Origin of the sequence: Pseudomonas taiwanensis (assembly GCF_013393345.1) — a bacterium.
In the GTDB taxonomy this organism is placed as follows: Bacteria; Pseudomonadota; Gammaproteobacteria; order Pseudomonadales; family Pseudomonadaceae; genus Metapseudomonas; species Metapseudomonas resinovorans_C.
On the sequence record NZ_QJRF01000060.1, the window covers coordinates 188,071 to 204,159 of the forward strand.

The following is a 16,089-nucleotide window of genomic DNA, read 5'->3' on the forward strand; positions in this document are numbered from 1 at the left end:
GAGGTCGCCAACTCCCACAGGCTGCAGTGCCATCAAAGATGGCTCTGCACTTCCGTACGCCGTTGTGCTGCACTCAACGTATTGGCCAGCAAGCAAGCGATCGTCATCGGCCCCACTCCACCAGGCACAGGCGTGATCGCCCCGGCACGCTCAACTGCACTTTCGAAGTGAACGTCGCCCACCAGCTTGGTGGTTCCGTTCTCCTGCTTGATGCGGCTGATACCGACATCAATGACCGTGGCCCCAGGCTTTACCCAATCGCCAGGAATCATCTGGGGAACGCCGGTTGCCACGACCAGAATATCGGCCTGCCGGCACCTTGCCTCAAGATCCACGGTCTTGCTGTGAGCGATCGTCACGGTGCAACGTTCCTGCAGTAGCAGCCGTGCCATGGGCTTGCCAACGATGTTGGACGCGCCAATCACCAGCGCGTTCATGCCAACAAGAGTGGGATGCAGGTTCCTCAACAGGAACATCACTCCTGTCGGCGTGCATGGCACCAGGGCATCCAGCCCGGTTGCCAGACGACCGGCATTAGTGATGGTGAAACCATCGACATCCTTCGCCGGGTCTATGCGCTCGATGACCCGGGTGACATCGATACCCGCGGGCAGAGGCAGCTGCACCAGGATGCCGTCAACGCGGTCATCACGATTTAGGGTGTCGATCTGAGCAAGCAGACGCTCCTCCGGGGTGTCGGCAGGCAAGCGGTACTCGAACGAGTGCATACCTACCTCTTCCGTCTGCAGCACCTTGTTGCGTACATACACTTCGCTGGCGGGATCGGTCCCCACGAGGATGACTGCCAGGCCGGGCGCGCGGCCGTGTCGCTTCGCGAATGCGCTCACGTCCTGCGCAAGGCGTTCACGCAATTGTCGGGCTGCGGCTTTTCCGTCGATCAGGAATGCGGACATTGTTTCTCCGGGTCTTACAGATGGAGCAGGCGCTGAAAGCCAGGGCCCAGGGCGACTCAGCTGCGGCGGTTGTCAGTTTTGTACGGTGCGGGTTGGACAGTGGCGCGAATAGGTAGTTGCGGCTCACCCGGATTACCCCAAATGACCGTGACCTCGGTTCCGACTTCCGCGTTGGCCACGTCCAGGGTGCACAGCGAGAGCATCTCGCGGAAGAAGTAGCTGTAGCCGCGCGAGGTGGAAACGCCGACCTCACGACCATTCACCAGCACCTTGTCGGCGTACATGAAGCCGCGTTGATCCCGGGGCATTTCCATGAAGGCATAGTGCTCGCCCTTCTGGAACAGGGACGCGAACACCTTGAGCACATCGTCGGGATTCCACACCAAGGTGCGAATCACCCGCTGCGGGCTGGCCACTTCCTTTTCCAATGCCGCGCGGCCGATGAAGTCGTGATCGAACTTGATGTTGCGCCCCCAGCCCAGCTCCACGGGGCTGCGGTACCAAGCGCTGACATCATCAGCTTCGAAGCTGCCGGCGACGTTGAAGGTGGAGGCGAACGCCGGCAGGGCCGCTTCGAACTCAGCGCGATACTCAGCCATGTCCTCGCTGAAGATCGCAGGAAGGTAGTCGGTCACGATGGTGGGGAAGCAGGCTTCCAGGTGGTTGATGAAGGCAGCCCGACCACCCAGCTTGCGGATCCCGAACGCTTCGCCGGCCCGCACCACGGCCTCATACACTTCGGCAGCGTGTTCCGCAGGCCCTTGCAGCTCTACACCAGGCTCCCCGGACATGCCCTGTCGCAGCGCGTAGACCTCATGCCCAGCAATCTTCACCACGTGTGAGTGCATAAACTTGATGTCCGCCAGAGCCACGCCCGTCAGCTTCTCGATCAATGCAGCTGCGTTGGGCCCAGCGACCTGGAATTTGAACCCTTCGACGACCTCCGAGCTGACGTTGTAATCCCCCTTGCGCAGGTGGAAGTCCATGAGGAAGCCTCCTCGACCGAAGAGCATGAAGTCATCCTCTCCCCAGCGACTGAGGATGCCCTCATGGATCACCTTGCCATCGCTATTGCAGTGAGTGACGTGCTTGGACTGCATGATGTCGAACTTGGCGAAGCTGTTGATCGAGGTATCGGAGAAGAGCTTCAACACGTCCGGCCCGCGGTAACGACGCTGCCAAAGGAACGACCAGTCACCGATATAGCAGTTGTCCTTCCAGGACATGCTCTCGTCGAGCCAATCCGTGTATTCCGGCTGACCCCAACGAGACGTGAAATAGCCCTCGGGAGTCTTTCTGAAATTCTTGGGAAGCATGTCTTTACCTCGGTTACGTCTACGAATTGTTGTTATGTGTGGCTAGGCGTCAGCCTTCGAACACGATGGTCTTGCGGCCATTGGGAATGACGCGGTCCTCCAGATAGGCGCGCACTGCCCTGGCCAGCACTCGTCGCTCGATATCACGCCCCTTACGGACGAGATCTTCTGCATTGTCGCGATGGGAGATGCGCTCGACGTCTTGCTCGATGATCGGGCCTTCGTCCAGGTCGGAAGTGACGAAGTGAGAGGTCGCGCCAATCAGTTTCACGCCACGCTCATGGGCCTGGTGATAGGGACGTGCCCCTTTGAATCCCGGCAGGAAGCTGTGATGGATGTTGATGCAGCGCCCTTCCAGCTTGCGCGAGAGGTCATCGGAGAGGATTTGCATGTAGCGAGCGAGTACCACCAGATCGGTCTTGGTGGACTCGATCAAGGCAAACAACGCCTCTTCCTGCTTGGACTTGTTTTCCCGGGTCACTGGCAGGTAGTGAAACGCTATGCCCTGCAGATCGACTGCGGCGTATCGCTCCTGGGGATGGTTGGCGACAACGGCCGAAATCTCCATTGGCAGCTCGCCGATCCGGCTACGGTAAAGCAGGTCGCGCAGGCAATGGTCATAGCCGGACACGAGCAGCATCACGCGCTTGCGCTGGTCCTGCGGACGCAGCGACCACTCCATACCGTAAAAATGGGCGATATCGGCGAATCCGGACTTGATGTCCTCGATCTCGAGTACCAGCTCCGTCCCGTTGTCTATCGCGTCGAACACCACTCGCATGAAGAACTGCTGAGTATCCAGATCATCGAATTGCTGCGCATCGAGGATGTTGCATCCCTGGTCAAAGAGGTAGCTGGAAACATCCTTCACGATTCCGGCGGTATTGCGGCACGACAACAGCAGAATGAACTTTGGATTGGACACAGCGGTCTCCGAGCTTCGTTTTTATTGGAGTGGGCGTCAGCGCAGCCGCACTGACGCCTGAGTCACTATAAAAACTCAACTGATTGAGATCCACGCATGCCGTAGATGCACGACATGAACGCCGTGCATAACCCTGAAATGCTCCAGTCAGTTCTCACACTCATCCGCGGAGCGCTCAGTGCGTCGTAGCAACTGCACCAGCCACACTAAAAAGTGCGAGCGAGAGCGTGCTGTTCGAGACCCCACCGAATGTCGATCAGCACGCTCGCCGGGTAGGGCTCGAGTACAGCGCCTACCCGCCCTACTCTCCTGGTGGTAGTCACCCTAGGCACCACGTAGAGCGTGGAGACGTCCCAGCAGAGGGAAAACGAGGGTTACATAGCCACCAGCAGCTGTGTCAGTTGGTACCCATGCTGCTGTACAGCAGCACTAGGGCAACTGAGTCGCCAACAGCTCGAAGCTCATGCTGCTAAAAACACGGAGCGCATTCGATCTATCGACATTTTGCAGCTTGGCCCCCGCCACCTCGAATATGACCACCGGAGCTAGCAGGTCCATGCATCGTTCTGGAATGGATATGGCAACACGTTCGGGGTGGCGACCTGTGAATCCTCCACGTAATGCCGCGCTGCTTTCTCCTGTCTAGGTGGTCTACCTACCGGGTTCAGCGCTGCTAAATCCCATACGGTGTTTCAAGTAACGAAATTCTTGGAATACCCTAATGCACCACAATCACAAAAATACCCAATCCCATGCGCAGCATTCATAACGAAAAGAAGCTCGACCTAAACCTCCTACCGGTCTTCGATGCTCTGATTCGTGAGGGCAGCGTGACCCGGGCCGCTGACAGCCTGGATCTCTCGCAAAGCGCGGTCAGTCACGCGCTAAAACGATTGCGGGACTTCTTCAACGATCCGCTGTTCATCAAGGTCGGTGACGGCATGAGGCCGACGCCCAAGGCCGAGCAGTTAGCAGTCTCGATACTGGAGGTCATCAGCACGGTACGGAACTCGCTACTCACCCAAGCTCGCTTCGACCCGAGCACGGCAATCCGTACGTTCAAGTTCTGCATGACCGACATGGGCGAACTCGTGTTTCTGCCCAGGATGATCCAGGAGCTAAAGCGCAGAGCACCACACTGCACCATTCAAACGCTGCAGGTCAGGCCCGAAAACATAGCTGCGACGCTAGAGTCGGGCGAGGCTGACCTTGCGATGGGATCGCAGCTTGCCGTAAACGACGAACTCTTCCAGCAGAATCTGTTCTTCCATAAGTTTGTCACGATCGTCAGTAGAGAAAACAAACAGGTCGGGGACTCGATCAGCCTTGAGCAATTCACCCGCATGAAACACATCGTGATCAACCTGGGGGGCAAGACCACGCACTATGATCGAGCGCTGGACGAACACGGTATCAAGCGTGGCGTGTTCCTGCTGACCCCCCACTACCTGGTCATTCCCATGCTGATCAAGAATGATCCTGAGCTGATTGCGACCGTACCAGGAGAGATCGGCCGTATCTTTGATGAGTACGGCTGGGTTCGACGCCTGAAACCCCCAGTGGATCTCGCGCCATTCCCAATTTGTCAGTACTGGCACCCCCGCTTTCACCACGACGAAGCGAATCGCTGGCTCAGGCAGTTGATGAAGGAAATCTACGATGACTTCCTACCGGAATCTGGCACTGCCTGGTGAAGAAACCGGTGGAATGCAGGGGCCGAATGAAGAAGAGCAATCGAAAAAGTCGTTGAGGGATGCTCGCCGGTCCTACTTGCCTGCTGTCGCTGCGCACTAGGTCACCTCCATTCCGAGATGGCCAGTACTGCTATCGAAAGATAGGACCATTCTGACACGCAAATGGCGACGCTATGGCTGTCCTGCTCCAACCAGAGGCATAGCCATGAGAACAAAAATAATTTCCATCGGCCTCGCAGCTACCATCGCCATCCTGCTGATCGTCGCTGCCGCCCAAACCACCCCGCAACGCTACACCGCAGACATCCCTGAAGCTTGCATGCATTCCAGCGTCAATTGCACATTGCCGCCGGGCTTTCGAGGCTGGCCTTCGATTCCGTGAGCCAGCCGCGACCGTAGTAACGCATACGACCTCCACGAGGCGCGCGACGAAGCCACGGACTTAGCATGGACAGGTGTTGCCCCGGGCAGAGAATTGACTTCCCGGGGCATAAGGCATGGCCAAAAAGGTGGCTTCGCTTGCTCTGAAGGAATTGGGGGGGAAAGGAGCAAGAGAAAGCGCCGGCGGGCAGCGCTCACCGGCGCTTTTTCATTGGCGGGCAGTTCGGCCTCCGACCTCTACCTTGGCGGCTAGAGGTAGCGACAAGCGCTTGTACAGAACACCGAATGCATCCTGTACAAGAGACACTAGGCAACAAGACGATTACTGATGGTTCTCACGCCAGTTTTTAGGTAACGGCCCAAGCGTAGTGCCGCCATCTACCAAATACTCACCGCCAGTAATAAAGCCCGAATCCTGGTGCGCAATAAACAACACCATACGGCTGATTTCTTCCGGCTGTGCCGCCCGCGGGATAGCCTGAATAGAAAGCATTCCACTGAGATCATGTGGCGCAGTCATCGGCGTGTGAACTGCCCCAGGGAACACCGCATTCACTCGAATATTGTCGTGAGCGAGCTCCAACGCCGCCGCCTTAGTCAGACCACGCACGCCCCACTTGCTGGCGCAATAAGCAGACGCTAAAGGATATCCCTGGACGGCGGCAGTGGAACCAATATTGATGATACTGCCGCGACCCAGTTCCTTCATTCCAGCGATAACAGAGCAGATTCCAAGATATACGCCCGTAAGGTTGATATCGAGCGTCCGTTGAAAAATGTCCTTCTCGCGGCCATCAAGCGGGTCAAAGCCAATAATACCGGCGTTATTAACTAATACAGAGACCAGACCAAAGGTGCGAGCCTGCTCCAGGGCAGCATCCCAAGACTCTTCATCAGTTACATCCAGAGTAACGAACATCGCACGTTCGCCCAACTCGTCTGCAAGCGCCTGGCCTTTGTCCTTTGCGATATCGCCAATGACAACATTCGCGCCCAGACGATGGAACGCGCGCGCATGAGACTCCCCCATGCCGCTGGCTGCGCCGGTAATCAAGACAGTTTCATTCTCGAAGCTCATCATCTTATTTATTTCCTTTTATGAGACTGCTACTTAGAACGCATGTACATAAGCGTTTCAGCCAGGGATGGCCGACTTATCATGCCTATGCAGGCTAGACAAACATTCCAAGTAATTCTCCCTATCTGAGGATAGGGGATTAAGCACTCCCACGCGCTTATCTTGAGCCTATGCACATCCGGAGCTTTTCCTGCATCGAATCGGCTTCACTAGAAAATACCGATAGTGACATTGGCGGCGTAGGGACTAGGGCTTACATCACCGTCTCTTAGTGTCCAAACACCGTAAGAACACGCTGCTCATCGATTCAAATCTGTCCAAGTTAACTGCAATAACGCAAGTGTTACGCGCCGTGGCGGCAATCTCAGTTTTTTATGTTCGAAGCTTGTAACTGGATGATAGCCGTGAACCTTTTGTTCGACACTTCAATACAAGAAAGTTGAGGAAATACCATGAGCAAAGCAAATCCGCAGCCTCTATACCACGTAGCGCAAGTACCGGACGACCCTCGCACCACCTCTTACACACGCTTCTTCTTCGAGCTTGAGCCCACGGAATACACCAACTGGATCGATGAGTGCGAGTCTTGGAAGAAAACTTGCTTCATCGGCGACTGGTCCCCGCTAATGAAACTGAAAATTACTGGGCCGGACGCTCTGCCTTTCTTCTCCTCAATTTCCGTAAACAGCTTTGCAAAATTCGACATTGGTCAAGCCAAACATGCGGTTCTTTGTAATGTATCCGGCAAGATAATGGGAGATGGCGTCCTGATGCGCATCTCCGAAGAAAGTTTCATTTACACCAGTGGGCCCGGAGTCGCCTGGGCGATGTATCAATTTGCAAAGGGTAATTACAACGCCAAGGCCGAAGTCGTTACCGAAGACTATTTCGCATTCCAGGTCCAAGGCCCCAACTCCTTGCTTCTCCTGGAGGAGCTCACGGGCGAAAGCTTGCGCGACATCGGCTTCATGCGATTCCGCCAGTCAAGTATCAATGGCATGACCTTCAACGTGCTCCGCCAAGGCATGGCCGGTGAACTCGGATACGAACTTCACGGCGAGAGCCACAACGGTGTCGAAATCTACAACACGATTCTTAAGGTGGGAGAGCGATATGGCATCCGCCGTCTTGGCGGACGCAGCAAGATGGTGAATCACGTCGAAGCCTGCTTCCCCACACCGACCGTGGACTATTTACCGGCAATGTTCGGTGACGATCAACGCGACTTTCTCGGTGTGATCCTGCAGAGCATGCCTTACTTCATGGAGTGGCTTGCTGTCGCCGGTAGTGCTCAAAGCAGGGACTTCACAACTTATGCCCGCACGCCGTTCGAGCTCGGCTGGGGTAAGAACGTGAAGTTCGACCACGAATTCATCGGTCGCGCCGCTCTAGAAGAAGAAGCGGCCAATCCACGTCGGACAATGGTCACTCTCGTCTGGAATGGCGAAGATGTATCCGACGTTTCAGCCTCGTTTCTGAGCAAGGACGCAGAGCCATACACCTATATGGAAATGCCCCGAAACCTGCTGGGTTTGACATGGATGGACAAGGTGCTAGTGGATGGACACGAAATCGGCGTTTCAAGCTCGCGATGCTACAGCTACACCTTCCGCGAAATGCTGTCGTTGTGTGTTATCGACCAAGAGTACGCGACCCCAGGTACGGAGGTTGTAGTGGTTTGGGGCCATCCCGGCACCCGTCAGAAGCACATCCGCGCCCGCGTCGCGCCTGCCCCCTACAAGAAGGACAATCGTCGAATCGACGTCACCGGCCTTCCTTCAGCGCAAACCGTCTGAAATTAACGCCATTTATGCCGGGGTCTCCCCCGGCATTCATTCCTCGGCAGGTCTCGTACGCCGCTCGCCTCGAATCTTCCATCGTCAGCCAAGGCGCAAACAATTCATTCTGATAGTTCACAGATGAAACCTGCCGAACATTTGATAAATCCGAGAAGTTATTATTAAGAGCTCTCCAAGCTCAGTATCACAAGAGGACCATAACAAGATGACTACCACTCTCGGTGATGAACGATTATCTCAACTGACAAACTCAGTCATTGCACAGATGTCTACAACACCCTCCACACGCCTACGCACGTTGATGGAATGCGCAGTTCGACATTTGCATGCATTTGCCATTGAAGCAAACCTGACACCTGAAGAATGGTTGACTGGAATCGCATTTCTCACAGCGACCGGTCAAATGTGTAATAGCGATCGACAAGAGTTCATCCTCCTCTCGGATGCCCTCGGTCTGAGCACTATCGTTAATCTGCTTCAGGATGGGAGTGGGGTAAACCAAGCCACCGAAAGCAGTCTGCTCGGTCCGTTCTATCGGGAGAATGCACCGAACTACCAGGCCGGTGAATCAATGGCACGCCGCTGCAATGGCCCCCAGCTTCAGCTCTATGGCCGAATCCTGAATACAGATGGAAATCCGATCCCAAATGCCACAGTGCAGATCTGGCAGACCGATTCAGAAGGGGTTTATGACATTCAGCGCGGACAGGAAATGGATACGCGGGGCGTCTACAGCACTGACGAGAACGGTTGTTACCATGCCTTCACGGTCATGCCGAAAAGCTACCCGCTACCTGACGACGGGCCGGTAAGACGCATGCTAGATGCCCAAAGTCGCCATGGGTACCGACCAGCTCATATCCACTACCTGATCAGCGCCCCCGAGCACAAAGAGCTCGTAACCGCCCTCTACATAGCTGGGGATTGCTACATCGATGACGACGCAGTCTTCGGAGTGAGTTCAACCACGCTGATCGTGACCCCAACCCTGGACAACAACGCTCCCCACCCTGAAGTACCAGCTATCTCGTACGACTTCCACTTGGCCCCTGGCATGACGGCAAGCGGTAGAATTGGTGCAGACGTTGCCACATTGAGTTTCTAGTTCGCCTTGCAAGCCCGCACGATGGAGAAAGGGCACGGTCTTCATACTGGCCGTGTCCTTATCCTCTGTCTTTGACTCTTTCCCGATGCTCGTACAATGCCACCGGAAGGCTAAGGCAGATTCGCGGCTAGGAACTCCGCCCCCTGGAGCAAGGCAGCATCACCCTCCTCCAACTCTGACGCATGGTTGTGCCAGAGATGGAACATATTCGGCCACACGTCCAATCTCACCCGCACTCCCATCCCACCTGCGTGCCTTGCCAGCCTAAGCGAGTCATCGAGAAGCAATTCGTTTGAGCCCACCTGTATCATCATGGGGGGCAATCCGATCATGCTGTTCTGCAGCACTGACACTCTTGGATCTACCGCGGAAATCTCTCCCAAGTAAAGAGAGGCGCAGTTCGCCAGCCACTCTGGGGTAAGGCAAATGTCGCTAGCTGCTTTGGTCGTGAAGCTCTCGTGCTGCAAACTGAGGTCGACCCAAGGCGATATAAGAAGTGCCGCTGCGGGCAAAGGTAGACATTGGCACTTAGCATCTTCCAGCAACGAAAGAATCAGATTCGCCCCTGACGAATCTCCTGCGAACACTATTTCTTCCGCAGCAATACCATTGCCAAGAAGCGCATGGTAAGCAGCAAGAATGTCTTCGCGTGCAGACGGGAATGGGTGTTCGGGTGCCAAACGATAGTCAAGGATCAACGCCCGTGCACCCGCCTGCAGAGCCAGATTGCCGGCCAGCCCCACGAAGGCCTCGGCAGATCCCAACACAAACCCTCCACCATGCACGTATACGAGTGTCCTGGACCCGACGTAGTCCTCTGGGATGGCCCACATCGCACTTACACCGTTCAGGTTAACCCGCTCCACCTGCATATCTGCCGGGGGCTGCAACTGTTTACAACGGGTATCAAAACTGAACCGCGTCAACTCCAGAGAGCTGAAATTCCGCATATGGGTATCAGGAAAATGCTGAGCGAGTGCTGGAGGTCGAGGCTGGGTCATGGCGGCTAGTTGTGACTCAATTGATGGAGGTGCTGGAGAGAAACACTCGTAATAAGAGGTTCCGGCTCACAGAGAGATGCTGCAATCTGGAGAATAGGAAGGGACAGCCAACGCAGTACCTATCGCAAGATAGTAATGCGGAGCCAGAGGAGACTTTCATGGGAGTGGTGCGAAGGGCCAATGCAGGCGCGCGCTCTTAGACCTGGTCACACCGCTGTTTAGCTCATATCCCAGCTCTGAACCGTGGAGACTTTAACTACGCCCCACATGGTCCCCTGTATAAAAAAGAACCCACCGGAGTGGGTTCAAAGGGTGACACTTTTAGGAGCCAATCATACAGCTTCGCACTTTTCCTTAAGCCGAATGTCCGCCTCAACTTTCTCCTTAGCTACCTTGCTCGGTTTCAGGAGGAAAGCCGCTAGACTCGGAAGTAGGATCAATGCACCAAACATATTAACGAGGAACATAAACGCCAGCAACAAACCCATATCAGCTTGGAACTTAATTGGCGAGAACATCCACGTGGCCACGCCAGCAGCTAGCGTCATACCAGTCAGCAACACCACCCTGCCAACAAACATCAGTGAACGTGCATACGCTTCTTCTAAGCTATACCCCATCCTCAACCAGAGCAGCATTATGCTAAGAATATATAGTGCGTAGTCGATACCGATCCCCACGCCCAACGCAGTAACTGGCAATGTGGAAACCTTAAGCCCTACCCCTACGAGCACCATCAGAGCTTCAGCCAATATACTAGTCAGCGCAAGCGGCAATATCGCTACCAATACCGCCCGCCACGATTTGAACGTTATTAGGCTCAGAACTATAACCGCGACATACACCCCCAAAAGCATCAGGTAGTTATTTTTTTTAACCACCTGATTAGTGGCTGCCTCGATCCCAGCGTTACCTGCCGCCAGCAAAAACTTTACTTCCTTAGTGTTTGACTCTGCAGCGAAGCGCTCAACCACCTCTACAGCTTGCTGTAAAGTCTCAGCTTTGTGATCGCGCAGGTAAGCGTAGACCGTGAGCATGTTGCAATCACCATTGAACAACCCACGCGTGGCCTGAGTCATAACAGTGTTGAGCACTACCTGATTAGGGACGATCTCAGCCCATTTAAAGCTACCTTCATTGAAAGCCGCCCCCATCTGACGCACTAGGTCGGCAAATGAATTGGTAGCCTCTACTCCAGGAAGCTGCTGCAGGCGCCCCTGCAGATCGCGCACAGCAACCACCGTATCGTAATCAGCGCACTGTTCATCAGCAGTAGTCACCATGATTGCCATCACGTCACTACTGGTTGAGTAGTTTGTGGTGATGTACGCATTGTCCCGGTTGTATCGTGAGTCCGGATTGAGCTCCGGGGCGCCAGCATCAAGATCACCAATCTTCAGCTGTGAGGCCAATATGGCCCCCCCGATAGCCAGGCATGATGCAACGCAGATTGCACCAAATGCCCAACGGCGCTGAGTGAACCGGACAAGCAGTCCCCACGGCCCGCTATTGCCATTTAAAGCGCGTTCTTCGCTACGAAGGGCACGCTCAGCGGCATGACGGTTGACGCCCGTATAAGTGAGCAGAATCGGCAACAGGATCAAGTTGGTAAAGATAAGGATAGCGACGCCAAGGCTTGCGGCTAGTGCCAGCTCCCTGATTGCCTGAATATTGACCATAAACAGAACAGCAAAGCCTACGGCATCGCATACCAGGGCAGTAAATCCAGCCATGAACAGACGTCGGAATGTGTTACGCGCAGCGTCCACTTTTGATAGCCCGCGCCCGACATCCTGCATCACGCCGTTCATCTTCTGTGCGCCATGGCTCATGCCAATGGCAAAAATCAAGAACGGCACAAGGATCGAGTATGGATCAAGGTGGAAGCCCATAAGCGGCAGCATGCCGAGCAGCCACAGTACGGCCACAAGGGAGCACAGCACTACCAGCATCGTGCTGCGCAGGCAGCGGGTAAACCAGTACACCATGACAGTGGCAATGGCGATTGCCACACCGAAGAAGATCAGAATCTCTACCAAGCCATCGATCAAATCCCCCATTACCTTAGCGAATCCGATGATGTAAATGCCGACGTTATCGCTTTCGTACTTTGCCCGGATCACCTCCAACTGCTTGGATAGCTGTCCGTAGTCGAGGCTCTGGCCAACCTGGGCATCGTACTCAAGGAGGGGCACAATAATTGCGCTGGATTGAAAGTCACTGGCGACCAAACGACCGACTTCCCCGGACCGCATAATATTGAGTCGCAACTCTTCCAAGCTGGCCTTTGAACCATCATAGGCGTCCGGCATGACGGGCCCACCGTCAATACCCTGCTCGGTTACTGCAAGCCAGCGCGTGCTGCGCGTCCAGAGTGATTGCAAATACGGCCGTTCGACCCCTGGCAGCGCAAAAATCTCGTCGTTGACTTTGCGCAGAGTATCCAGGTAGTGGGGGTCCAAAATGCTCCCAGATTTATTTTCCACAACCACACGAAGAGTATTCCCCAACCCCTTCAAATCCTTTTCGTGGGTAAGATAGTTCTGGATATATGGATGATCATGGGGAATGACCGATTTATAACTAGCATTCAATCCAAGGTAGCGTGCCTGATACCCTAGAAACACCGTTATCAGCAGGCAAAGGAGAAGGATGACTCCGCGATTCTCAAACAACAGTCGCTCGAGGAACGAACTATCACCAACTTTAAACGAACTAGAGGATGCCCCGGTTTGGAATTGCATTTTACTTTGCCTCCAGCTGAACAATTTCTACACCAAGAGGTCCCACAACCAACAACTTCTCCCTTGAAAGTTGAAGGATGTCAGCGACAGGCTGATTGGACTGCGCAAGAGGAGAGAACTTTTCTCCCCCATCTCGGCTTACAATGATCTGGCCGTTATCGCTACCGAGAACTACCGCACCATCATCCAATATCTCACTGGCCTGCAATGAGGCAGAGACACCGCTTTCAATTCTGCTCCAGCTCTGCCCATGGTCACTTGAACGCACCAAGTTACCTCTGAGACCAAACGCTAGAACATCACTGTTCTTGGTAACCACAGCACCAAACAATGTGCCCTCGTAAGGTTGTTGAAGCGCCCGGAATCGTTTCCCATCTTCACTACTCAGCAGCAAGCCCTGCTCACCGGCCACGTACAGAGGCCCCTGGGACTGTGTAAGAGCGTAGAAATGAAGACTTCCCGGGTTAACTTGCGCACTGTTTTCGGAAGTCCATGAAAGCCCCCCATTTACGGTGCGGTACATTAATCCATAGGCACCAGCAACCAAGACCTCTCTTGCGCCGCGAATGCTTAACGATAGAAATGGCTTGTCAGGTCCGTCCGCAACAAGATTCTGGGCACTAGTCAGCGCATCCAATGGCTGATCTACGGAAGAAGCGGTGCCAGCAGTGCTGTGGTGGACGGCTTCCGCGAGTACCAACTGCGCCGCCTGGATTCCATCGAGCTGACGGCTCCAGGTCTCCCCACCGTCCTCTGTGTGCAAAACCACCCCCAGATGCCCAACGGCCCAACCGGAAGTATCATTTGCGAAGGCAACATCGGTCAGCAGGACGCTCGCTGGTACTTCACGAGCCTGTCTCCAGGTAGCTCCCTGATCATCGGAAAGAACGATCAAACCTTTCTCTCCAACGGCCACCAACCTATTGCCGGCCCGTGCCGCTGCCAACAAAAACCCTTTATCTGGATGCTTGATAGTGACCGCCGGTCGATCTAGGACCACGGGCCGAGTACGCTCACCTGCATGCGCATGACTAGTGCACCAGGTAATCGACAATAGCAAGGTCAGCAGCAAGGCCTTTTTATTTGCACGCATAGCTTTGTCCACGGGGCGATTAAACCCCTATTTGTTATTATCTTTACGAGCCCATTACTCAGCGAATGAACTAGCCACCTTCACGCGGATCCCGAAGAATCCTAGCGTCTAGGCTAAAATCTACACCGACCTGAAGATCGCATAACCTATCTTAAGATAGACGCTATTCAATCCCTAAAAACACACAACCACCGCAACTACCCACAATATAAAAAAGCCCTCGCAAAGCGAGGGCAAGACCAGCCTAAGCTGTAAACTAGAAGCTTGTGCTTAGCGTAAGCGCTACAAAGTCACGACCGACATAACGGTTATCATCATCATTACCAAAGAATTTGGTGTAGTTAATAGCCGCTTGCCAAGTTTGCTTATAGGTAGTAGCCAGACCGACGGTGACGTCCCCGCCTTGGTTTTCCCCATAGTTGCCGAATGCCCCCGAGGTCGGGGACCTACCTTTGAACACATAACCAATACCGATAGGCACGGACAGATCAAGACTTGGAGCAACTTGGTAGTAATCCAAGGTAACCACACCACGTGCACCATAGGCGAAGCTATTCAAAGTGGTATCGCGCTGATCGCCATTCCGAGTAACCTTCGCCAATTTATGACCAGCAATCTCACCAGCAAAAGTTATATTGTCCCAGAGCATGCCTGCATTGCCGACATAAATGGCGGAAACCTGAGCATTCACTGTATCCCCCAAGGAGTCCGGCTGAAGGACACTGGTCGATACGCGCAGCGGGATATTATGGCGGTAACTGAGCTCGGCACCCAAATTGAGATTATCAATACTGGAGTTAACGCTAACTCCATACAGTTCGATATTCTCTTTATACTCCAGATGATAAGTACCAACAGAACCTGTTGCCGGATCAAATCCACCAGACAACTCCGTCATCACACGGGGTTCTTTGTAGTTGTAGCGAATAGCGTATAGCCCTAGGTCAAAATTGTATTGAGCCGGCCGCCAGCGAAGTGATACCCCAAATTGAGGAGCATCCGCTTCATCATCCGAGCCCCGGTAAAGGAACGCACCGGGCCCCACGATGATACGTTCGCCACCTTCGTCCAGGACGTCCGTCGACGCAAAGAACGTACCTACAGGCGGGAGGCGCGACTTTTCCCATTCAAACTGATAGAAGGCCTCCACCGTCCACTCATCGCTCAGCAGCGCACTCGCAGACAACTGGTTTACCGGAAGGAACACTTCCTGAGCCTTGATGTTAGGTACGCTGAGGGCCTTGTAGACATCGACCGGCGCCATAGCGGATGCAATGCCGTTGTCCGTAAAGAACAAGCTTTCGCCCCAGAGCAACGTGTGCCGCCCCAAACGGAAACTCAAAGGCATTCCACCTGGCTCGAATTGCGCGCCGACAAAGGCATTCATCAACTCAAAGCTTTGTCCTGCCCAGCGCTTGGTAGCAGAAGTAAATTGATCATTTTCAACACTGAATGGGTTGAACGTTTGAGGGGAGTCGTTACTGTTGCTGGAATTATAGACATCGTCATACCAGCCAGCGCCGCTCAAGTTCAACGTAAAATTCTGGTATTTCAGGTTGAGCTCTGTGAGCAGGTCCACCCGGTTCATCACCAGATCGCCCTCATCAAAATTTCGCTCAATCTCATCAGAGTTCGGATCGTTCAGGTTATTGGAGTTCCCACTCCCAGTCCTGACACCAGCGGTATACTTAACTGTATTTGTCCAGTCTGCTGTAATCTCAGGACCCAGATCGAACGCCATGCCCTGACTCACCGCACTAAACCCTACGCCCGCAACAATTATTGCCCCACGCGAAGCAGCTTTGATCAGCTTCGCTTCGCTCCCACGAACGGCATTTTCAAGAAAATCAGCGCAGGCACTTTTGCAGACGCGATTTATTATCATTGTTTTGCCTCCACACTTACGCGAAAGAAAAGCAGCAGTTGCTTTCCCGATGTATTTAAACGTACCAACCCGAAGGCTGGTAAATTTAAGATAGAGGCATTCCACCAACTAAAAAACCTATCAAAAGATAGTAAACGCTCGATATCCCGTTGAT

At 54.1% G+C, this 16,089-nt stretch carries 11 protein-coding genes; 3 read left to right on the plus strand and 8 right to left on the minus strand.

The window, feature by feature from the left end:
* Positions 1-32: 32 nt before the first annotated feature.
* Genes folD through purU form a run of 3 tightly spaced genes read right to left on the minus strand, consistent with a single transcriptional unit; the run spans position 33 to position 3,155 of the window.
* The gene (gene folD / locus DM872_RS14020) at positions 33-914 is read right to left on the minus strand and encodes a bifunctional methylenetetrahydrofolate dehydrogenase/methenyltetrahydrofolate cyclohydrolase FolD (protein WP_179060056.1); all 882 of its coding nucleotides are present in this window, start codon (positions 912-914) and stop codon (positions 33-35) included.
* Positions 915-970: 56 nt separating this feature from the next.
* Positions 971-2,230 (minus strand): aminomethyl transferase family protein, encoded by a 1,260-nt coding sequence (locus DM872_RS14025; protein ID WP_179060057.1) that lies wholly within the window; start codon positions 2,228-2,230, stop codon positions 971-973.
* A 49-nt stretch (positions 2,231-2,279) separates the two neighbouring features.
* Complete coding sequence (gene purU / locus DM872_RS14030) at positions 2,280-3,155, minus strand: formyltetrahydrofolate deformylase (RefSeq protein WP_179060058.1); 876 nt, start codon at positions 3,153-3,155, stop codon at positions 2,280-2,282.
* 752 nt (positions 3,156-3,907) lie between these two features.
* Here purU and DM872_RS14035 point away from each other — a divergent pair.
* Positions 3,908-4,849 (plus strand): LysR family transcriptional regulator, encoded by a 942-nt coding sequence (locus tag DM872_RS14035; protein ID WP_179060059.1) that lies wholly within the window; start codon positions 3,908-3,910, stop codon positions 4,847-4,849.
* A 703-nt stretch (positions 4,850-5,552) separates the two neighbouring features.
* Here the strand turns inward: DM872_RS14035 and DM872_RS14040 are convergent.
* Positions 5,553-6,311, minus strand: a complete 759-nt coding sequence (locus DM872_RS14040) for an SDR family NAD(P)-dependent oxidoreductase (RefSeq protein WP_179060060.1) — start codon at positions 6,309-6,311, stop codon at positions 5,553-5,555.
* Between the two features lie 449 nt (positions 6,312-6,760).
* Here DM872_RS14040 and DM872_RS14045 point away from each other — a divergent pair, with 449 nt between their 5' ends.
* Positions 6,761-8,104, plus strand: coding sequence for an aminomethyl transferase family protein (locus tag DM872_RS14045; protein WP_179060061.1), 1,344 nt, complete (start codon positions 6,761-6,763; stop codon positions 8,102-8,104).
* A gap of 208 nt (positions 8,105-8,312) precedes the next feature.
* Entirely contained in the window at positions 8,313-9,212 is a 900-nt protein-coding gene (locus tag DM872_RS14050; RefSeq protein ID WP_179060062.1) for a dioxygenase family protein, read from the plus strand.
* A 110-nt stretch (positions 9,213-9,322) separates the two neighbouring features.
* Here the strand turns inward: DM872_RS14050 and DM872_RS14055 are convergent, their stop codons facing one another.
* The 4 genes from DM872_RS14055 to DM872_RS14070 all read right to left on the minus strand — a co-directional run bounded on the left by DM872_RS14055 (position 9,323) and on the right by DM872_RS14070 (position 16,040).
* Complete coding sequence (locus DM872_RS14055; protein WP_179060063.1) at positions 9,323-10,162, minus strand: alpha/beta hydrolase; 840 nt, start codon at positions 10,160-10,162, stop codon at positions 9,323-9,325.
* Positions 10,163-10,545: 383 nt separating this feature from the next.
* On the minus strand, positions 10,546-12,957 hold the full coding sequence (locus DM872_RS14060; RefSeq protein ID WP_179060064.1) for an efflux RND transporter permease subunit: 2,412 nt from the start codon (positions 12,955-12,957) through the stop codon (positions 10,546-10,548).
* Between the two features lies 1 nt (position 12,958).
* The gene (locus DM872_RS14065; RefSeq protein WP_179060065.1) at positions 12,959-14,050 is read right to left on the minus strand and encodes a WD40/YVTN/BNR-like repeat-containing protein; all 1,092 of its coding nucleotides are present in this window, start codon (positions 14,048-14,050) and stop codon (positions 12,959-12,961) included.
* Between the two features lie 256 nt (positions 14,051-14,306).
* A complete protein-coding gene (locus DM872_RS14070) occupies positions 14,307-16,040 on the minus strand; it encodes a DUF1302 domain-containing protein (RefSeq protein ID WP_179060066.1) in 1,734 nt (577 codons plus the stop codon).
* Positions 16,041-16,089 lie beyond the last annotated feature (49 nt).